This window comes from Hominisplanchenecus faecis, assembly GCF_020687205.1.
GTDB lineage: Bacteria > Bacillota > Clostridia > Lachnospirales > Lachnospiraceae > Hominisplanchenecus > Hominisplanchenecus faecis.
Map to the genome: position 1 here is coordinate 1 of NZ_JAJEQE010000056.1, position 20,586 is coordinate 20,586.

At 44.0% G+C, this 20,586-nt stretch carries 13 protein-coding genes and 1 pseudogene; 2 read left to right on the forward strand and 12 right to left on the reverse strand.

Going from position 1 to position 20,586, the window contains the following annotated elements; genetic code table 11:
• Positions 1–192: 192 nt before the first annotated feature.
• The 5 genes and pseudogenes from LKD42_RS12830 to LKD42_RS12850 all read right to left on the reverse strand — a co-directional run bounded on the left by LKD42_RS12830 (position 193) and on the right by LKD42_RS12850 (position 9,247).
• On the reverse strand, positions 193–357 hold the full coding sequence (locus tag LKD42_RS12830) for a hypothetical protein (protein ID WP_248835945.1): 165 nt from the start codon (positions 355–357) through the stop codon (positions 193–195).
• A 100-nt stretch (positions 358–457) separates the two neighbouring features.
• Positions 458–748: pseudogene (locus tag LKD42_RS12835) on the reverse strand (DUF2397 family protein); the annotation flags it as partial.
• Entirely contained in the window at positions 741–2,078 is a 1,338-nt protein-coding gene (locus LKD42_RS12840; protein WP_248835947.1) for a Na+/H+ antiporter NhaC family protein, read from the reverse strand. The gene LKD42_RS12840 and the pseudogene LKD42_RS12835, both read right to left, overlap by 8 nt.
• 15 nt (positions 2,079–2,093) lie before the next feature.
• Positions 2,094–7,538, reverse strand: coding sequence for an anti-phage protein ProA (locus LKD42_RS12845; RefSeq protein ID WP_248835948.1), 5,445 nt, complete (start codon positions 7,536–7,538; stop codon positions 2,094–2,096).
• 35 nt (positions 7,539–7,573) lie between these two features.
• Complete coding sequence (locus tag LKD42_RS12850) at positions 7,574–9,247, reverse strand: AAA family ATPase (protein ID WP_248835949.1); 1,674 nt, start codon at positions 9,245–9,247, stop codon at positions 7,574–7,576.
• A gap of 398 nt (positions 9,248–9,645) precedes the next feature.
• Between LKD42_RS12850 and LKD42_RS15265 the strand changes: the two genes are divergently transcribed.
• Both LKD42_RS15265 and LKD42_RS12855 read left to right on the forward strand, forming a co-directional pair.
• Entirely contained in the window at positions 9,646–9,753 is a 108-nt protein-coding gene (locus LKD42_RS15265; protein WP_331464898.1) for a hypothetical protein, read from the forward strand.
• 32 nt (positions 9,754–9,785) lie between these two features.
• Positions 9,786–10,031, forward strand: coding sequence for a tyrosine-type recombinase/integrase (locus LKD42_RS12855; protein WP_248835950.1), 246 nt, complete (start codon positions 9,786–9,788; stop codon positions 10,029–10,031).
• A gap of 268 nt (positions 10,032–10,299) precedes the next feature.
• On the opposite strand, the gene LKD42_RS12860 is transcribed toward LKD42_RS12855, so the two are convergent.
• From LKD42_RS12860 to LKD42_RS12885, 7 genes are all read right to left on the reverse strand, one after another.
• Positions 10,300–10,587 (reverse strand): HEPN domain-containing protein, encoded by a 288-nt coding sequence (locus tag LKD42_RS12860; RefSeq protein WP_331464899.1) that lies wholly within the window; start codon positions 10,585–10,587, stop codon positions 10,300–10,302.
• Between the two features lie 3 nt (positions 10,588–10,590).
• The gene (locus tag LKD42_RS15270; protein WP_331464897.1) at positions 10,591–10,731 is read right to left on the reverse strand and encodes a hypothetical protein; all 141 of its coding nucleotides are present in this window, start codon (positions 10,729–10,731) and stop codon (positions 10,591–10,593) included.
• On the reverse strand, positions 10,718–11,059 hold the full coding sequence (locus LKD42_RS12865; protein ID WP_248835951.1) for a nucleotidyltransferase domain-containing protein: 342 nt from the start codon (positions 11,057–11,059) through the stop codon (positions 10,718–10,720). The genes LKD42_RS15270 and LKD42_RS12865 overlap by 14 nt, the downstream gene beginning before the upstream one ends.
• Positions 11,060–11,220: 161 nt before the next feature.
• Positions 11,221–12,801: a glucose-6-phosphate isomerase gene (locus LKD42_RS12870; RefSeq protein WP_248835952.1), complete on the reverse strand. Its 1,581-nt coding sequence runs from the start codon at positions 12,799–12,801 to the stop codon at positions 11,221–11,223.
• A 350-nt stretch (positions 12,802–13,151) separates the two neighbouring features.
• Entirely contained in the window at positions 13,152–13,829 is a 678-nt protein-coding gene (locus tag LKD42_RS12875) for a hypothetical protein (protein ID WP_248835953.1), read from the reverse strand.
• A gap of 9 nt (positions 13,830–13,838) precedes the next feature.
• Positions 13,839–14,909 (reverse strand): LURP-one-related family protein, encoded by a 1,071-nt coding sequence (locus LKD42_RS12880; RefSeq protein ID WP_248835954.1) that lies wholly within the window; start codon positions 14,907–14,909, stop codon positions 13,839–13,841.
• A gap of 124 nt (positions 14,910–15,033) precedes the next feature.
• Positions 15,034–20,421 (reverse strand): YDG domain-containing protein, encoded by a 5,388-nt coding sequence (locus LKD42_RS12885; protein WP_248835955.1) that lies wholly within the window; start codon positions 20,419–20,421, stop codon positions 15,034–15,036.
• Positions 20,422–20,586: the final 165 nt, after the last annotated feature.

The window sequence follows — 20,586 nt, forward strand, 5'->3', positions numbered from 1 at the left end:
ATATTTTCCACTTGGAACTTGTGATATCGTTGCCGATTTTATCTGTCCGATAAAATTTCTATGCAGTTTTGCTTTTACTCCTTTTAATTTAGGCAGTTTTACTCTATTGCACCCGAAATCTACTGTTATATTTCTGATTTTTGGCTACCTTAACCCACCGTCTAAAGCCAGTGGGATTGCGGTAGCCTTATTTCAAATACTTTTTTCAGCCAGATTTCTTTCTTTGTCCTGCAGTTTTTCGGTGATCTTCTGATTTTCTCTCTGTTTTTCTTCCAGAATTTTTCTCCCGCTCTCCAGCTCACCTCTTTTTCTTGCGGAAGCTTCTTTTTCCTGCGGAATCACGCTCAAACGTTCCATGCAGTAATCCAGCCTGCTCTTGATCTTCTCATAGTCGGTAAGTTTTAACTGTTCCTGTACTGCCAGAAGTTCTGCTTCTTTTTGTTTTTGCTGTGTGAGATTCCTGCGTTTTCATCATCTGCTCCGCTTTCACACTGTTCAGCTCACGCATATAATCCTGATAATTCTGATTGAGACGGATGAAATCGCTGCCCAGATCATTCCACCAGCTGTAGATTTTTTCCGGTTCTTCGTTCTGCATTTGCGGGATTTTTTCCAGATTCATGCGTATCCGCTCCAGAAGTGTCGGCTCCAGGGAAGAACTTTCGATAAACAGATTTTCTACCCGGATCACCATCCGCTCGATTTCTACTGTCGCTTTTGACAACTGATAGCAAAATTTTTTATTTTTCTTTCCTGTTCCACAGAATTGCAATCACGGAACTGACAAGCAGCAGCATCGGATAGAAGAGTCTCGGCATGATCTGAAATGCCGAAAGTTCTCCGCCAAGTTCATTTACGGCAGAAATCGCCACCAGCATCTGGGCACCGTATGGGATGATGCCCTGGAAAATACAGGAAAACGTATCCAGGATCGACGCTGCTTTTCTCGGCGTGATGCCGTACTCCTGTGCCATTTCTTTTGCGATCGGATTTGCCATGACGATCGCCACTGTATTGTTTGCCGTGGCAATGTCCATCGCACCGACCAGCAGTCCCATGCCGAGCTGACCGCCGCGTTTACCACGGAAAATCCGGTGGATCCAGCCAAGCAGAGCATCAAATCCGCCATATTCACGGATCAGGGCACACATTGCCGCCACCAGGATTGCAACCATGCAGGTTTCAAACATTCCAGAAACGCCATTCCCCATGTTTGCAAGAAGATCGACCGGTGCGATATGCCCTCCGGCCAGCATGATAAACGCCCCGGAAACAATCCCGATCAGAAGCACCACAAAGACATTAATGCCGATAATGCCTCCGATCAGCACCAGCACATATGGGATCACCTGCACCAGATGATAAGACTGGCTGACCTGCCCCTGCACTTCTGTCTGAAAGGACAGAATCAGGATTAAAATCAGCGTTGCGACTGCTGCCGGAAATGCAATCCAGAAATTCTCCCGGAATTTGTCTTTCATCTCACAGCCCTGCCCGTTGCAGGCTGCGATCGTCGTATCCGAAATAAAAGAAAGATTATCACCGAACATTGCTCCGCCCATAACGGATGCCACACAGAATGCCAAGTCAAATCCGGAAGCACCGGAAACAGCCGATGCGATCGGCACCAGAAGTGTGATCGTTCCGACCGATGTTCCCATCGCCACGGAGACAAAACAAGCCACCACAAACAATACCGCCACTGCATATCTCGCCGGAATCAGGGAGAGCATACAATACGCCACACTCTCTGCACTTCCCCTTCCCACAACTCCGACAAACGAACCCGCCGCCAGAAAGATCAGCAGCATCGTGATGATGTTTTTATCACCCACGCCGCCAGACATGATCTCCAGTTTCTGTTCAAAATTTACCGCCCGGTTCTGCAGACAGGCAACCAGGATCGCTGCCAGAAAAGCAACCACGATCGGTACATTATAAAATCCCATCGGGATTTTCATCACATACTCAAATAAAATACCAAGCCCCAGATACAGCACAAGAAATACGCCGATCGGCATTAAAGCGATTGCATTTCCTTTTGTTTTTCCATTTCTGTTTTCCTTTTCTTTTCCCATTTTGCTTCCTTTCTGTTACTGTTCTTCCTTCTTTCTCATGTAAAGCGGACATTCACAATCCGCTTCGCAACCTGTGCGTTCAAGCACTCCGAGAAGTTTTGTAATCTCCTTTTGCGGATCATCCCACCAGTCCATCGTCCAGATGCGATACAGTTTCCATCCAAGTCCTTTCAGCACTTCAAACTGTGCCACCTCACGGTCTTTCGTATTTGCCGACTGACAGTAAGAATCTCCGTCCGTCATAATTCCGAGCAGATATTCTTCCGGATGATCCGGATTGATCACTGCGATATCCACTTTGAATTTTGAATGGCCGACATTTAACTGATACTCGTATCCAGCATCTGCAAGTTCACGGCAGATCTTTGCTTTGATCCCCTGATTTTTAACTGCTTCATTCTCTCTGTAGTCTCCCCTCAACTTTCCATTCTGAGCAAATTCCATGAAATATTTCAGAGATTCTACGCCTTTTGCTTTTGTTCGTCTCAAATTGATTTGATCGGCTGTCATAACAGAAAACACCACCATTTCACACCGGGCACGGGACACCGCAACATTCAGACGTTTCCATCCGCCATCCCGGTTCAGCGGTCCGAAATTCATGGACAGCTTTCCTTCCGCATCCGGTCCGAATGCCACGGAAAAGAGGATCACATCACGCTCATCTCCCTGGACATTCTCCAGATTTTTGACAAACAGCGGCTCTTCTTCCATATTTGCCCATTTATCAAAATTTAAATCTTTCTGATATTCTTCCTGGAGCAGATCCTCGATCAGAGTCTGCTGATTAACGTTAAACGTAACCACACCGATCGTCTGCTTTTTCCGCTCTGGATCGGCATATCTTTTCTTGATCTCCGCAACGATCGCCTGTGCTTCTCCTTCGTTTACACGGCTCTTGCCGCGATCAAAAAAGCCTTCCACTTTTACCATGCTGACGCGTCTTTGCTGGTCATTTACCGATGGGAACGTAAGCATAGAATTTTCATAAAATTCCCGGTTACAAAAAGCGATCAGGCTCTCATGGCGGCTTCGGTAATGCCAGTGCAGATGTGCGGACGGCATGCCAAGTGCCAGACAGTCATCGAGAATACTGTCCAGATCTTCGATATCCAGATTGTCCTCATCCACCGAATTTCCCGCAAAAAAGCTGGTCGGAGGCATCTGATTCGGATCCCCTACAATCACTGCATTTTTGCCTCTTGCAAGGGTACCGACTGCTTTACAGGTCGGAAGCTGCGATGCTTCGTCAAATACCACAATATCAAACAGATCATTTTCTGCCTTTAAATACTGAGCCGCCGAAATCGGACTCATCAGCATACACGGACAGAGTCTCTGCAAAATATGCGGGATCTGTTCAAACAGTAGACGAATGGAAATACCTCTGCCGTTGCTGCTGATCGCCCTTCTTAAATAATTCAGTTCTCTGCTGACTTCCACCGAATCACTGACAGACGGAAGCTGCGATGACAGCCGGTAAAACATTTCTTCTTTCGTCAGCTGCATACATTCCTGATCCAGCTTTTTAAACTGCCCGATCTGAACCTGAAAACCGGTTCCGGTAAATCCGTTCAGCACCGGTTCGGATTCGATCACGCCAAGAATGATCGCCCGGTAAATGGAACGCAGATATACATTCAATACCACTTCATGCGGAAGGCCTTTTTCATAGGCATCACAGATCGGAGCAAGCCCGTTTTTCCGGCACAAATCTACATTCTGCTGATAAACAATCCAGTCTTTTAATGCGGCTGCATTTTCCAGAATACAGCCACAAAGTGCCTTTCTGTTCTCAATCCAGTCTGCTTTCTCATCGCAAAATTTCAGTTCCAGCAGCTCTGCAACCTTTCGCTCTGCAGCATCCATGCTATTCCAGATAGAAAAGAGTGCTTTTCCCTTCCGGACAAGTGTACTTAAAATGCCCCTCGCCTCGATTTCCTGAAGTACTCCGGCAAAACGTACCATATTCTTTCTCTGATTTTGGATCTGTACTTTATAAAACTGCAATTCTTCATTTGTCAGATGTTCTTTCAAGATCTGTTTCCAGTCATAAGACAGTTCTGCTTCTGCCGCTTCCATTTTCTGCTCTTCCTGCTGATAAGCAGTGATCTCCGTCAGATACAGCGGAATCTGCTCGACCTCCACCGGAAATGCGGCAAACAGCTGCATTTCTGCCACAAGTGCCGCCTGTGCTTTTCCTTTTAAGAAAAATACCTTTTTGTTTGCTTCTTCGTACTTCGCATGATAAGAACTCATGTCCTGACTTAAGAAATTTTCGTTCCATTTTGAAAGCATTTCTGCCTTTTTCTGTTCAAATTTCTCCTGTTTTTCCAGATATTCTTCCGGAACGGAAAATTCACGTTCAACAGAATCTGTTGTCCTCAAAAAGGCAGGCATTTTTTCCGTACTTTCCATACACCGGATCAGTTCGGATACCTGATTCCATTCTGCCTTTGTGACCGGGTTTTTGATTCCGGCAGAGGCGGCAAAATCCGCCATCTGAGCCTGGATGTTATCAAGTACAGACAAATAATTTTGCATCGCCGGCTCCAGTTCCGTTTTCAGATGCTGACTGTACTGTGCCCTTTTCACTGCCGCAAGCGGATGCTGATATGGATGACCGATGGATCTTCCGGCTGAGATCAGACGTTCCAGATGGTTTTTCTGACTGCTCAGATCACCTTCTGTTATATTTTTGATATCCGATACCGGAAATTGTACCTGTTCTCTTGTTTCCGGAATACTTTCGTAAAGATCGATCAGCTGACGCAGACTCTTTCCGAAATTTCTTTTTTTATGTAGTGCTTTTGCGTAAGCATCCAGTTCGGTACGCATCGCATGGATGTCCGCAATTCTCTGCTCATAATCTGTTTTTGTGCCTTCCATGTCAATCTCAAGACCACGCCGCAGCTGATTTAAAACTGCCTTTTTCGTAGCTTTGTTCGAATGTAATTTCAGGCAGAAATCATCGATTCCAAGTGCCGCCAGACGTTTCTGTACCACTTCCAGTGCAGCTCTTTTTTCTGCCACAAAAAGAACTGTCTTTCCTTTTGTCAGTGCATTTGCAATCAATGCTGTAATGGTCTGCGATTTACCGGTTCCCGGCGGTCCGTGCAGTACAAAACTCACCCCTGCGGCAGCCATATTGATGGCATGCAGCTGAGAAGCATCCGCCGTTACCGGTAAATAAGCCTCCTCCTGATCCACTTCTTCCGGGATCGTGCAGTCCCAGTCCACAGCTCCTTCGATCAGACTGTGGACGATCTTGTTTCCCTCCAGGAAATCACGGTTGTTATGAATATCATTCCACATCACAAACTGCGAAAAAGAAAAGTTTCCGATCACGGCAACTTCCAGCACATCCCACATTTCCATGCTCATCACCGCTTTTCGGATCATTGCAAAAATCTTCGGCATATCCATTCCATGCTCATCCTGCGGCGGCGGATTCATGCCAGGAATCGTGATCTCATAATTCTGCTTCAGAAACTCCAGAAGCGTAATGTTGATCTGTGAATCCTCATCCCGCATCTGCATCGCATAGCCTCTGCCCGCAGACTTTCGCATAATGTCGATCGGTACCAGAACGATCGGTGCGTATCTTGCCTGTGCGTTCTTTTTCTGTTCAAACCAACGAAGCATACCAAGTGCCAGATATAACGTGCTCGCTCCATTTTCTTCCAGAGATGCTTTTGCAGAACGGTACATTTTCGTCAGAGAAGTGCTTAAATCTTTCTCGCTGTAAATGGAATGCAGTCTTTTGTGTTTGCTTTCAAAAGAAATAAATTCTGATAATTCTCCCAGTTTGTTGAGAAGTTCGATCTGACTTTCTGCTGCCGGATTCACACCTACATCAGCCGGCCGCGGCATCACCTGAAACGCTTCCCCGTCAAACAGTGCATCCTCAAGACTTCCGATATCCGCGGACAAAACCGGCACAACACTCTTTGTGACACGCATATTGATCAGCATATTCCGAAGGCTCAGATCCAGAAGTTTTCGCTCCCACTGCGTCAGTTTTGTGACCTGTGCCTTTTCCGTACAGTCCGAAAAATCAAAGATCTCGATTTTGCTGTCTGATCCACCTGTGACCTCTTTTTCTTTTCGGTCCTCGTGCAGAACCTCAAACCCGTTTGCCGTCTGAACCCGGATTGGAAGTGGACGGATTCCCCTGCTTCTGGCACGCTTCACATCGATTGCAAAATAAAACTTCCCATAATTGGAAACACGCCGTTTTGCCATGGCTGCTGCTTCGTCAAAACTTACATTCTGCCCGGAACACATCGCCGTACATTCCACGACCGTAAGCTCCTGAATGCCTTTTGCCATACGTTTCTCAAGCTGTGACGGATCATCCACCAGAATATCTGCAAACGCTCCGTCCACCAGCCAGACACCGGCAAAAATATGACCTTCCACAACCACCATGAACGGATTTAAATCCATCGCTTCCAGACATGCCGTATAGAGCAGCGTCAGATCCATGCAGTTTCCAAAATGCTGCTCCAGCACCGCATCCGCCAGGCGGACTCTCTGCCCGCATGCCTCAAAGCTCGCTGTCGATGCATATGTAATATTTTTCTGCTGGATCGCCGCATAAGCTGCTGCCGCCATGTTTTTGACACGCTCCTGATCACCGGACTGATAACCGTCCAAAGAAGGATCGCCCGTCCATTTCTCCAGATATTTCGATGCCAGCTGGATCAGACTGACCACCGCCGGATGATTCGGCATTGCAAAAGATGTCAGAAGCTCCGGCGTATACTGAAATCCCGGGAACTCATCAAACGCCATTACCGTGATATTGATCTTTTCTGATGCCAGCACAGTTTCCCCATCCAGAACCATAACCGTCAGCTGACCGGAAAACTTCTCCGTGATCGATGCCAGATATCCGACATGGAATGTCAGATCCAGATTTCGAAAATGCAGCTCCTCACCTGTCTGCAGTGCCTCGATCCCGCACACAAAATCCTCCATCAGCTCACCGTCCGAAGCGATTTTTAAAAGCAGAGCATTCCGTTCCGTTTCGGATGTGTTTTTGATGCAGATATCACGCACGACAGAAGCACCATTGTGAACCAGTGCATAGTTGATCACCTCATCGATCTCACATGCTAAGACAATGCTGTTTTCTGGTTTATTCGCTGCCTCTGCTATTTCAGGCTGCTTCGTTTGCAGATGTTCTGTGGCTGCTGTATTTACTGCATTTTCTATATTTTTGTTTGCTGCGTTTACAGCTTCTGCTATATTTTCATTTGCTGTTTTTTCTGTCTTTGCTATATCTGCCGTTTTTGTTTCCCTCTGCAATCCAGCCAGCATCCGCTGTGTGGCTGCCTCACGCTCCGGTATGATCAGCTTCTCCCTGGATATCCGAACCATCTGCCGATCCGGCCGGATAAACTTCTGACGATCCATCTTTATCAACTTGTAGTCCCCCAGTCTTGTTTGTTTCATTTATCACAATTATTCAGTCATTTTGCAGCTGCTGTTTATCTTTTTCTTACCCTGCACCGTTTCCGGAAGAATGAAATCCCATAGCACAGAATCTCATCATAGTCATCCGCAAACTCTTCTGCATACATTCTTTCATTGATCTGCAAAAGTGCCATATCGCATGCCTTGTCCATATCGCAGAGTTTTTTTGCATATTTTGCCTCAAAAACAGCTACTTTTGCTTCTCTCGGATTGTAAACAATCACATCGCTTCTGCCTTCTCCATGTTCTTTATTCGATTCTACCGGATACCCCGCCCCGGCAAAAATCCCGGCCAGAAATGCATGATAAAAATCTTCTCCATAATCATGGTAACTGATCGTGGTGCGAAGAAGCCTTGTCATCTCATTCGTTAAAAGTTCATCATTGCCATTCCACACAGCATCAAACAATTTTTGTCTGTTCTCAAGTTTTGCAGTATCATCAAACCATTTTTTGATCGTAGATTCAAAAATTTCCATAACTTCTGCATTTGGAATCTGCAGAGCATACTCACCATCTTTCAGGTTTTCTTTACATCCCTCTTTTTGTGCTGTTGTAAGATAACCAGTCAGATACAAAATGCTCCACAGATTTTCTTCCGAGGAATGCAGATAATCGTATGTCAGATTTTCTTCAATCTGCTGTACAATATATCCCCCGGAAAGCAAGGTTTCCATTTTTCTGGTAATGTTGCTTCCGGCATAATCAATAAAAGATCGGATGATCGCATTATCGCTTGTATTTTTCCAGTAACTTGCCGGCTTTGCCTGTGGATTATCCTGCAGATCGTGCAGATAATTCAGCACATCCCATGGGCAGTAAATATCATAATTTCCAAAATGATAACCATCATACCATTTTCTGACCGCCGGTGCATACTCCGCCGCATCCGCATCCAGCAGAAGTTTCTCGGTTTCTTTTTGGGTAAACCCAAAATATTCACTGAACCCAAAAGAAAGAATACTGTCTGAAACAAAATTATTGGTTCCGGTAAAAATACTCTCCTTCGCCACTTTCAGACATCCGGTGATCACTGCAAACTTTACAGATGGATTATCTTTCAGAGATGAACCGAGCATTGCTTTCATCACTTCCAACATCTCTTTGTAATAGCCATTGCTGCTCGCCTTCGCAATCGGCACATCGTACTCATCCAGCAGTAAAATAACCGGTTTTCCATAATGGATCTGCATCATTCTTGCCAGAAATTCCAAGCTGTTTTTCAGCTCCGTCCCGGATGCTCTACATTCTTTTAATCTCTGAAAAACTTCTTTCTGCTCTTTTGCAATTTTCTCACTCTCCATCAAAAAAGAGTGGCTCTGACAAAATTCTGCTATCGTAGCTTCCAGCATTTCATATGCACTTTTAAAATTTAATCCATCTACTTTTTTGAATGTAAGAAAAATAACCGGATACTGATTCATCCACTGCACACAAAGTTCCTTCTGCTTTGAAATCTCCAGCCCTTCAAAAAGTGCTCTACTGTCTTTTTCAATGTCAAAAAAGTGAGCCAGCATACTCATCCCCAGCGTCTTTCCAAAGCGGCGTGGTCTGGTGATCAACGTCACTTTAGCCGCCTTCCTCACCAACAGATCCGAAATCAACCCACTTTTATCAATATAATAATAACCGTTCTGCCTGATTTCCTCAAAATCAGACATTCCAAGCGGAAGTTTTAAATATCGCATGTAAGCCCTCCTTCCCATAAAAAATGCCCCAAACATCAGGAAAATACTTTGTAGATATACTACCATTTATCTCCACTGGGTTCAAGGCATTCACACACTTATCCGAAAATAAGAATCAATAACAAAGTTAATAACTAAAACTTCCCACACCATATCGGTGTGTTGAACCTTGAAAATTCAATATTTCAGCCAATAAAAAAGGCATAAACCTGTTCACTTTGGTATAATGGAGTTGACTAGAAACCATCTTTACAAAGGAGATTTATACCATGTCCAATATACCACAAATCGTACTTCCATGCACCGGGAAAGAAATCATAATCAAGAAATCTTCCCGTGAATTCCGTGTCTTCAGCATAAATCAGCAAAAACAATTATGTACATATTTATGCAAACATATGTCCTATAAAAATATAGGAATTCTTATATGCCTCTACACAGGACTTCGTATCGGAGAAATATGTGCCCTTCGCTGGAATAACATTAAAAAGAAGGTTATCTGCTGACTGGCTCAGATTCTTATGTAGAACCCCGAACGATGCAAAACCATTTTAAATATGTACTGACCGCTGCACAGGTAGAAACAACAAACTTTCATACTTTACGCCACACTTTTGCGACAAGGTGCGTAGAAGCCGGGTTTGATATCAAAAGTTTAAGTGAGATTCTTGGTCATTCCAATGTCAATATCACCATGAACCGCTATGTTCACCCGACAATGGAACTGAAACGTCAGAATATGCAGCGACTGTCCTGCCCTTTCCCTTCTAATTTCGTGGAATAGGATACTCTACGAAATTTAGTATTAGCATATTGTTCCCACAAAAAAAGATTCCAGAAACATTACATTTCCGGAATCTTCTTTCTTTTCCTAATATCTCTCCTACGTCTTTTCGCAACTTTATCAGTCTTATCTATCAACAATTTAATTGCACGCCGAATTTAATTTTTATTACAATCAGTTTACATAAGTTTTTTCAAGATAATGCTACATTTTTGCTATTCCTTAACCGTTACTCTTCTGAAGTTCACCTTTTTCACTTTGGAATCCTTCAATTAAGACCAAGCTCTTCCATTTGCTCCCTGCAATATTTTTCTGCCATAATAATAAATTCGTCCGCAGTTAGGATCTGCTTTTCTGATTCTTCTTTACTTGCAATATAAAAATCATCATAGTCACTTGCATGCCGAATCTCTTCTGCTTGTCCAATTTTTCGTCCCATTTTTCTTGGAAATACAGATGTTTTTACATAATCCTTGTTGAAATTCGCCACAGCATCTTTGTGTCTTTTATATGCTTTTCCATTAATAGCATATACGGCATTAATCGCATGAAAGATAGCTTAATATGCTCTGTTATTTGCTCCTCGATAGTCTTCCATTGCAAATAACGCTCTTGCAGATTTCAGATCATTTTTCGCCGTTTCCAGACGATATAGAACCAAATCCTGTCTTGTACCAATTTCCGGTTTACGCTGCTTCATATAAAACTACCCCTTCTTTATGAACATTGGAATAAAACGGATAATTTACAATCCACTTTTTAAAATGTGTTTCACTTTTTGCAATAGGCTTAATATCCAGATCATTGTCCATATTAAAATCATAGGTCATATAAGAAAGCTGTTGTGCATATGCCTTTAACTCCAGATCAGACATATCCAGTAAAATCATAATATCTACATCCGAATCCGGTCGGAAATCTCCTCTTGCATAGGATCCATATAGAATAATCTGTCGTACATGTGAGCCATAAATCTTTTTAACAGCTTCAACATATTGCTCTATTAAATCCAGCATAGTCTTTGGCATATATCATCACCTCATTTTCAACTGCTATATCATAAATTATTTTTTAATTTTATTATAACCATTTTACAGAAGTTTCTCAAGTTGAAGATTTCTTTTAGGTCTCGCACCACCTAAAAAGAACCCAGGCGAATATTCTCGCTTGGGTTCTTTCTATTCTGAGATTAAATATTCATCAGATCACTGAGTACTTTCAGTGCTCCGTCTGTCTCGTGGGCCAGTACGCGTTTTGCCAGTACTTTACCGAGCTGTACACCTTCCTGGTCGAAGCTGTTTACGTTCCATACGAAGCCCTGGAACATGACTTTGTTTTCGAAGTGTGAAAGCAGTGCTCCCAGTGTTTCCGGGTTCAGCTGTTCACCAATGATGATGCTGGACGGGCGTCCGCCTTCAAAGTTTTTGTTGCGGTTTTCGTCTTCTTTTCCGCATGCAAATGCTACGATCTGAGCTGCCACGTTTGCACACAGTTTCTGCTGGCTTGTGCTGCCCTGGATCACTACGTCCGTGTTCATCTGGTTATTCTTGAAGCCTACGAACTGCAGTGGGATGATGTCTGTTCCCTGATGGAGCAGCTGGTAGAAGGAATGCTGTCCGTTTGTTCCCGGTTCACCGAAGATAACCGGTCCGGTTACATAGTCAAGTCTCTCACCGAAACGGTTTACGCATTTACCGTTGGACTCCATGTCAAGCTGCTGCAGATGTGCCGGGAAACGGCTCAGTGCCTGTGAGTATGGCAGTACTGCTGTGCTTGGATAGCCCAGTACGTTACGCTCATAAACGCCGATCAGTGCATCCAGCATTGCCGGATTCTTTCTGATGTCTTTTTCTGTTCCGAGTCTGTCCTCTTCTGCTGCACCGTTTAAGAATCTTTCAAATACTTCCGGTCCGAATGCCAGGGATAATACGGCTCCGCCTACTGCGGATGTGGATGAATAACGTCCGCCGATGTAATCATCCATAAAGAATGCTGCCAGATAGTCGTCGCTCTTTGCCAGTGGAGATGTCTCGCTGGTTACTGCGATCATATGTTTGGAAGCATCCAGTCCTGCGTTTTTCAGGGCATCTTTTACGAAGGACTCGTTGGTCAGTGTTTCCAGTGTTGTACCGGATTTGGAAACCAGGATAAAGATAGAATGTGCTACGTCGATACCATACAGAACTGCTGCTGCATCATCCGGGTCTACGTTGCTGATGAATTTTGCTTCCATCTTGAAGGTATCGTTTTTCTTTGCCCAGTTTTCCAGTGCCAGATACATTGCACGAGGTCCGAGGTCACTGCCGCCGATACCGATCTGAACAACGGTTGTAAATTTCTCACCTGCTGCATTTGTGATCTCTCCGGCATGTACTTTGTTTGCAAAATCTGCGATCTTCTGCTGCTGTTCTTTATAGAAAGCACGTTTGTCTGTGCCGTCAGCGTTTACAGCCTCACCGAGCTGACCGCGTGTCAGGTGATGAAGAACCATTCTCTTCTCTCCGGTGTTAATAACTTCACCATTGTAAAGTGCTTCGAATTTTTCAGTCAGCTGTGCTTCATCTGCCAGTTTCTGCAGATCTTCCAGCAGTTTGTCATCTACCTGCTTTGCAGCATAATTATACGCAAGGCCTTCTGCCATCGGTGTGCTGTATGTTTTCACACGTTCTGCACCGTTTTCTCCAGACATTGCCTCTGCGATATTTACACGCTCTGCCTTTGAAAGATTTTTAAATGCTTCCAGTGTATCCAGGTTGTTCCAGGTAATCATAGTAGATTCCTCCTTAAATGTATAAAATAATGTTGGGGTCAAAAGATGCCATACGAATTGTTCCGTACTTCGTACTCTCACAATTCTACCCAATATTCGCATATCGTGAAGCTTACGCTCCACTTTTATGCTCATATCGGGGCGGGTCATTAAGCCATAAAACCACTCTTGTGCAAGCACATCGTGGTTTCAGGCTTTTGACCCTGGCATCATAAAATAGTATAAGCGGGTGTGTGATAAAGTTTACTTCTCTAAATCACTGATGATTATAATAGCAAACCTGCATAAATTCAAGCATCAATCGCATCTCCATGGTTTTTTACACCGTAAGAATTGTTTTTTACCACCATTTAATCTCCTGCCGTTTCATTAAATTTACTAAACAGTTGGAGATACATTGCCATTTTATCCACTGCATCCACAGATACACCCGTTTCGGTATCAATTTCGAAATAGCATTTCTCCCCAATATAACCCTTGAGTTCTGCTTTTCCGCTGCCGATCTGATTGCCCTTGTAATCGTAAAGTTCCTCTCCGCGTTCTTCTGCCAGATAATCTTTGAGATTTCCGTCTGCATCCATAAATACGAGATAATATTCACGTTCCAGATTTTTGTTCTCGAACAACCGCTTCTGTGCATAGCCAAGGCACTGATTGTTTTCATCATAATAACCATAGGTTGTCCCGGCAATCACGCCATCGATGTTATTGATCGGCTCATCAGTCACAAATTTCATCCAAAACCAGGTTTTTCCATCGACCGATACCGTCCATTTCGTATTGAGAATACCTGTTTCTTTTAACCGCCCGGCTATTTTCCCGTCCGCAAGGATATTCCCCTCCTGGTTGACCTCATCCAGATCTCCTTCTACCAGAAATGTCCGGCACTGACTCATTGCCTGCTTTGCTTCCTCTGCAGATGCATAGGACTCGACATTAGATTTTCTGCATCCCAAAAGAACACTTGCCAGAATACACCACATCACTGCGATATACACCGCTTTTCTTATCTTTGCTTTTTCTTTCATTCACACCTCCTAACTGCGATCCCGGGCAAGCTCACGTGCTGCCATCACCGCCATTGCCGCAAGCAGCGGAAGATATTTTTCTTCATATGCAATGATCACTGCATTGTCAAAGACGATATTTTCCATTTTCAGATCCAGGTTGTCCAGGATTGTTCCCAGCGTTTTACCATTTAAGGTCACGCAGAAATTATGGCCGATCGAACCGGCGTATTCCGTCAGTTCCAGTTTTCCTTCTTTGACTTTCATCTCAAACTTATCTTTGACCAGCACAAATTTTTTCTCCAGCGTGCCGTAAAGCTCCCCCCGGTAATAAAACTGATAGGTCGGCAGTACGCTTACGATCTTCTTGGTCATTTTAAAGATCTCGTTATGCTGATTGTCATAAACAGAAAGTGTACGCAGCGGAGCCGTTCCTTCGATTTCGAAAACACGGTTTCCTTCGTTGTCACAGAGATCAAAATGCTGACCGGTCAGTTTAAAATCCTCCGTAAAAGTATAGACTTCCGATGGGTGGGACTGCGGAATTTCCAAAACCTGTTTTGTTTTCACAAAATGCTCCAGGCTCTCCCTCAGTTGCTTCTGCATCAGAAGTACATCCGACTGATAGCAGACATATTTTGCTGTATTATCGCCAAAATCCTCTTCTGCCGGAAATATCGGATCATTATATTTTCCCTTTATCATACTGGTCATGAACGAATAGCCAAGATAACCGATATTCCCGTCTTTTGAAAGCCAGAAATAGAGAAAATCTCCGTTCTTATCCGGTCCGAACATCAGAGCCGGCTGTCTCATCGTGTAAAACTGAACAAGATAACCGGAGCCAAGCGGCGTACGGACATCTTTGTAGGCTTCATAAAATTCTTCAATCTTTCTCGGACAATCCATGGCGATCATACTGCAGATATCCGTTGAACCGTTATAATCATCCGGCGATCCCAGCATCCAGATTGCAATACCAATGATCAGGACAACCGTTGCTATGCTGACCGGGATCTTATTCCAGTTCCCTTTTGATGCGATCCAGAAAGAAAATGCACAAACGATCACACTGATAATACGGTATTCCCACATACGCACTCTAAGTGGAGCGGAGAGTTGCTGTTTTTCTGTATTTTCTGCTCCCTGCATAGTTCCAATCCTTTCCGGGCATTTGTGAGTACCAGAAATCCTCTCCGGCACTCACTGCCCAAGTCTTTTTATCTTATGCTTTTTTAGATTTTACCTTGATCGCCTGTACTTTTTCTTTTTTTGTGACTCCGCGTGCTTTCAGCATCTTCCTGTAAGCAGAGAGTTTTTTCTTCGGCACTTTAATGGCTGCTTTCGCATGGATGCCGAAAAATGCCTTGCTTCCTACTCTTTTCTTCGTCAGTTTTGTCGTTTTGATCGTGATATTTTTCAGATTCTTGCAGCCATAAAATGCTTTCTTTCCGATCCTGCTCACGCCTGACGGGATCACCACTTTTCGGATTTTTTTCTGATTCTTAAAAGCATTCGCTGCAATCTCTGTGACTTTATAAGTAACATGGTTTACGGTAATGCTGTCCGGTATGTTTACCGTGCCTTTGACACCCTTTTTCGGTTTCAGATATGCCACTGTAAATGTTTTTCCGTCCGCACAGGTTACTTTATACTGATTTTTGTCCGGTCCTATGAACTTTGTTCCTTTTTTCAGATATTCTGGTTTCGATGGTTTCTGTATCGGTTCAGAGGTTCCCGGTTTTGTGCCTGGATCTGACGGTTTTTGTGGTGTCTCCGGCGTTTCCTTTGTCTCCGGTGTTTCCGGCGTTTCCGGTGTTTCCGGCGTTTCCGGTGTTTCCGGTGTTTCCTTTGTATCCGGCGTTTCCGTTGTATCCTGTGTCTCGATCGTCACTGCTTTTGTCAGAGGGATTTCTGTGACTGGCTGTAGCAGCCTGTAATTTGCTTTGTCTTTTCCGGCAAGCGTCAGTACCGATAATGTTACCGAAGTATATTCGCCTGCTTTTTTATCTTTTAACGTTCCATACAGATCCGTCAGATCTACGCTCACTTCATCGCCTTCCAGCATACCGTTTAGCAGCACTTCTGTGATGGAAACCTGATTTGTGCCATCATATTTCCTGTTTCTGGCGGTCGCCTTTGTTACCGTAAGTTCTTTTGCATTTACTTTGATCGCTGTGCTGCCTTCTGCATTTGCATATGCCTCATCAGATGGCATAAAGATCCATTCTGCACTTGTCACGGATGTATCCGGTCTTTGTGTGGCATCTTTCCACGCAAGCGTTCCTTCCACTGTATTTCCTTCTCCGTCCACAAATTCTGCTTCCGAAAACTCCAGTGCTGACAAAAGACCACCGTAAGTAAGCCTATCTTTTTTCAGGGTTACTTCTGTTCCTTCCTGTAATCTGACCGGTATCTGGTCATTACATTCCAGATTGAAGGTGATCACAAAGTCCTCATAGTTCTCAGTCGTAACTTTGATCTGGATCTTTCCTTTCCTGTCCAGTGCCCCCTGCTTCACTGTATAAGATAATATATCGTCTGCTATGCTCGGTTCTGTGATATATTCCATGTTTCCGGTCATCTCCGGTGCAGCATACTGTGCATTCCCGCAGTCCACCGGTAGGATTTCCCTGAGATTTATCCGCTCTTCCTGATTCTTTAAATATAAGTAACTTTTATTCTGTTCTTCGATCTGAAGCCCACTGCTTTTTGCCACATTCACCGCTTTTGTCAGAGGAATTTCGTCTGTCGGCTGCACAAGAATATAATTCTCCTTGTCTTTTCCGGTTAATCTCAGCTCTGGCAAAGTTACCGAAGTATAATTTCCCGCTTTTACATCTTTCAAAGTCCCGCGGATCGTTCCGATGTCTGCCGAAACTTCATCTCCTTCTTCAATGCCCTCAAGAACAATATCACTGAAGCTGACATCCGCGGTTCCGTCATATACTTTATCATCTGCCGTTGCCGCTAAGACTTTCAGTTCTTTTGGCTCTACGGTAATCGCTGTGCTTCCTACTGCATCTACATACGCTATATCATACGGTGTAAAGATCCATTTTGCACTTGTCACGGATGTATCCGGTCTTTGTGTGGGGAAGTTCCATACAAGACTTCCCTGAACCTGCTTGTCGGTTCCCTGCTCAACAAAGACTGCCTGTTCTTCCCCTTCCAGATTCAGTTTCAGATCGGATAATGTTCCCCCGTAAGTAAGCTTCTGATCCTGTAAAACTTTTACCTCACTGCCTTCTTTCAGGACAACCTTTTTCCGGTCTGTCAGTGTGACCGTTAAGTCATAAGAAACATCCGTATAATTTTCCATTTCTATCGTTACATGGAGCGTAACCGTTTTTCCAATCATGCTCCTGTCTATAAAGTCATTCACTTGATAAGATAACTCTCCAGTCTGCCTAAGCATATAACTTAAAAAAATCTGCTCATCCCCTGTTACAGAACAGGAATAACGATCTCCCTTTTTGTCCGCCGGAAGTTTTGCCTGCAGATCTACATATAGCAAATCAGAACCTTTTATATAAATATAACTTGCCGATTCATGAAATGCAGCCTGCTGCGGGGTCTTTTTCTCAACATGAACTTCTACACCTTTTACTTTATAATAAGGATAATTATCATCTTCCGGTGTAAAAATAAGATCGCATGTCATTGTTTCTCCAGCTTTCGGTATCACTTCCAGATTTTCTTCCTCCTTAAAACTCCAGGTTCCTTCCAGCAGTGTACTTTCTCCATTTCCGGTATCTGCCCTGACCACGCCCGAAATCAAGGTATACTTCTGCAGCGTCTGATCTGCAATTCCGGAAATCTGCGGAAGTGTCTCGCAGCTCATGCCTGTATTTCGAACCTCAACCTTTTGCAGAGTAGTATTGGCAAGTACTTCTTCTCTGCTCAGAAAGCGTCCAGCTTCTGTACTGTAAAACGCATAACCCTGCGGAAGCATATCTTCTGCACTGCCTGAATTTGATATGATGTTCTGGAAATTTCCACCGGTAATTTCCGTACTGTTTCGAAAACTACTTTGATCCTTGAGTATTTGAAAATTGCCGCTTTCTATTTTCAGTTTTCCTTGCTCCCGTATTATTGGTATATCACAGGTTCCGTTTTTTACCGTAACCTCTGCTCCGCGTATGTTGATTAGGCTAGCGTTTTTCTCTGTCAGGGATTTTTGATTTAAATCCAGCGATATTTTCCCGCGTGTCAGAGCAGGAAGATTGTCCGTATTTTCCATGGACTGCATAAGGGTAATCTCTGCTTCTTTTCCATTTGCGTATTCGAATGCTTCTTTCAGTGTATTTACATAAGTTTCTTCTCCATTTACCGTAATCCGGATATAACCCTGGAAGTCCGGCTTTCTCTTGTGGCACCACGTACAGTACTGTAAATCCTGTTCATAATCATGTTCCTTACATACCTCGACATGCACATTTGTACAACTTGCCTCGGCATAAGGCTGCTTCTCATTTGTCTCATTATCCACCAGGCAACGTTCTTCTCCAAGTTCTGCCCATGCTTTTGAAATACGCTCGAATTTTCCACCGCTCACCTTGATTTTCCCACTGTTATGCATAACATAGTTGTCCGACTGATTTTCATAAATTCCACCGGCAAACTCTATATTCTTACTTTCTACTCTTAATTCGCCGGAAAATACACCCGTCTGCGTTTCACTGCTGTCCGTGATTTTAAGAGAAACATCCGGATTCAACAAAATCTTTCTCAAACTTTGCAGACGATATCCGTTCAGATCCAGGATCAGATTTCCGCTGTTTACCTCCACTCCCTCTTTTAGTTCAATATTCTTCAACAGCTTCATCTGTGCTGTTTTTCTCTCTGTATCACGAAATGCTTCTGCCAAAGTAACATATGGTTCGGAATCTCCATCCATGGTTACCTCAATTTCCCCATCCGAAATTTTATATAACAGATAATCCGATTCTGATTTGTATTTTTCACGGAATGTCAGTTCTGCTTTTACATAGTAATCGCCTTTAGCAGCCGGTGCCCCGCCTTCGGTAAGTGCACCGGCATTTTCTGCATTTGTCAGCACTCCATCCTTGCTTTTATAATACGTGGTCTTTATGGATGTCGGTGTTTCCCTGCAGCTCCAGGTGATCTTTCTTCCTTTTTCCAATGACAGTTCCCGCGGATTTCCCGTATATGCATAATCTATGCTCTCGCTGTCCGCAATTCTTTGCATCCGAATTCTGGCATCAAAGTTGATCTGATAGGAAAAAATTTCTGAAGTTTCCTGATAAAAATCTTTCACTTCCAGAGCCGTAACTTTTACATAATATTGCCCCGGCAGAGCCGGTGCTCCAGCTTTTTCAACCGCTCCGCTGTTTTGTGCTGTGGTCGGTATCTGTGCCTTTTCATCCAGATAATAGCCGACTATTATCTGTCCGTCCCCTTTCCAACTGAAAACTTCGTCCTTCTTCAGAGATAATGGCTTTGTTTGAGACAGATTGTCGCTTGTTTTCACCATCTGTGTACCGGATACCAGCAAAATCTCATTTTTTGCTATACTTTCCGGATGATTGCTGTAAGTGTTGCTTTTCTCCAGATAATAAACCTTTCCATGTGTGCCATCCATTACCGGATAAGCATCTGGATTTTCTTCAAGATTCTGAAACCACTTTGCCTGCGAAACCAGTGAATTATCCTTTCCATTTAATACCCAGGCTGCCTTTCCGGATGCAAACTCTGCACTTGTCATCCCTTCTGAATCTTTGACACTTCCATTTTGATTTTTATTATAGACCCCTCCCTTAAAGCGGTCGGTATTAAAAACACAGTTCTGGATTGTATCCCCCCTAGCCAGACTTCCTGCGATTCCACCTGTTATACTTCCTGTCATGGCTGCATCGCTCCAGCAGGAGATGATATCACAGGCTTCATTATTTCTATAGCCTTGATAACCAACGATCCCGCCGGCATAATATGCATCTGCTGTTCCGGTATTATAACAATATTTGATATAAGTTCTCACATACTGTCCAGAACTGTTTCTGTCGCAGACCTGCTCTCCGGCGATGCCTCCGCTGCGTCCATAGCCCCACGTTGCTTTTATCGCTCCGCTGTTTTTGCATGATTCGATCCAGCCCTGAGAACTTCCTACAATGCCGCCTGCGTAATCATGTGCGGTTACTTTTCCGCTGTTCCAGCAGTTGATCACTTTTCCAAGATTGCTTTTTGCTGCAACTGCTCCGGCCGTACTCGTTGACGATGTGAACACGCCATCTTCCATGCCAAGATTTTTGACAACGCTGTTCTCCTTCAGCTGTGCAAACAAGCCTGATACCTGTTTATCTCCTGTCCGCTCGCAGACCAGCTTGCTGATCTTATGTCCGTTTCCGTCAAAGGTTCCTGTATAACCGTCATTTGTATCTCCGATCGGTGTCCAGTCTTCACCTGTCATATCAATGTCTGCCGTCAGCACTGCATTGACAGCGTTCTCTCCGGCATTGACCTTCGCCGCAAACGCCTGTAGATCTTCTTTGTCTGCGATCGCATAATATCCGGCATAATCTCCGTTTAAATGAAAATTACTCTGGTTCTCTTCAGTAACCTGTACCAGTCCTGCTGCAATTCGTTTTCTCATATCTTCCTCCTGTTTTCTTTTTTTAATCTTTCATTCCTGACTGATTCCTGCAAATTGCTCCATTAAAAACTAACTTTCGCAATTCTATAGATGCCAGGGTCAAAAGCCTGAAACCACGATGTGCTTGCACAGGAGTGGTTTTATGGCTTAATGACCCGCCCCGAT

Excerpts from the sequence above, each read along its gene's own strand:
- LKD42_RS12830 (WP_248835945.1), bottom strand. The coding sequence starts at position 357 with ATGGAACGTTTGAGCGTGATTCCGCAGGAAAAAGAAGCTTCCGCAAGA.
- LKD42_RS12840 (WP_248835947.1), bottom strand. The coding sequence starts at position 2,078 with ATGGGAAAAGAAAAGGAAAACAGAAATGGAAAAACAAAAGGAAATGCA.
- LKD42_RS12845 (WP_248835948.1), bottom strand. The coding sequence starts at position 7,538 with ATGAAACAAACAAGACTGGGGGACTACAAGTTGATAAAGATGGATCGT.
- LKD42_RS12850 (WP_248835949.1), bottom strand. The coding sequence starts at position 9,247 with ATGCGATATTTAAAACTTCCGCTTGGAATGTCTGATTTTGAGGAAATC.
- LKD42_RS15265 (WP_331464898.1), top strand. The coding sequence starts at position 9,646 with ATGTCCTATAAAAATATAGGAATTCTTATATGCCTCTACACAGGACTT.
- LKD42_RS12855 (WP_248835950.1), top strand. The coding sequence starts at position 9,786 with ATGCAAAACCATTTTAAATATGTACTGACCGCTGCACAGGTAGAAACA.
- LKD42_RS15270 (WP_331464897.1), bottom strand. The coding sequence starts at position 10,731 with ATGAAGCAGCGTAAACCGGAAATTGGTACAAGACAGGATTTGGTTCTA.
- LKD42_RS12865 (WP_248835951.1), bottom strand. The coding sequence starts at position 11,059 with ATGCCAAAGACTATGCTGGATTTAATAGAGCAATATGTTGAAGCTGTT.
- LKD42_RS12870 (WP_248835952.1), bottom strand. The coding sequence starts at position 12,801 with ATGATTACCTGGAACAACCTGGATACACTGGAAGCATTTAAAAATCTT.
- LKD42_RS12875 (WP_248835953.1), bottom strand. The coding sequence starts at position 13,829 with ATGAAAGAAAAAGCAAAGATAAGAAAAGCGGTGTATATCGCAGTGATG.
- LKD42_RS12885 (WP_248835955.1), bottom strand. The coding sequence starts at position 20,421 with ATGAGAAAACGAATTGCAGCAGGACTGGTACAGGTTACTGAAGAGAAC.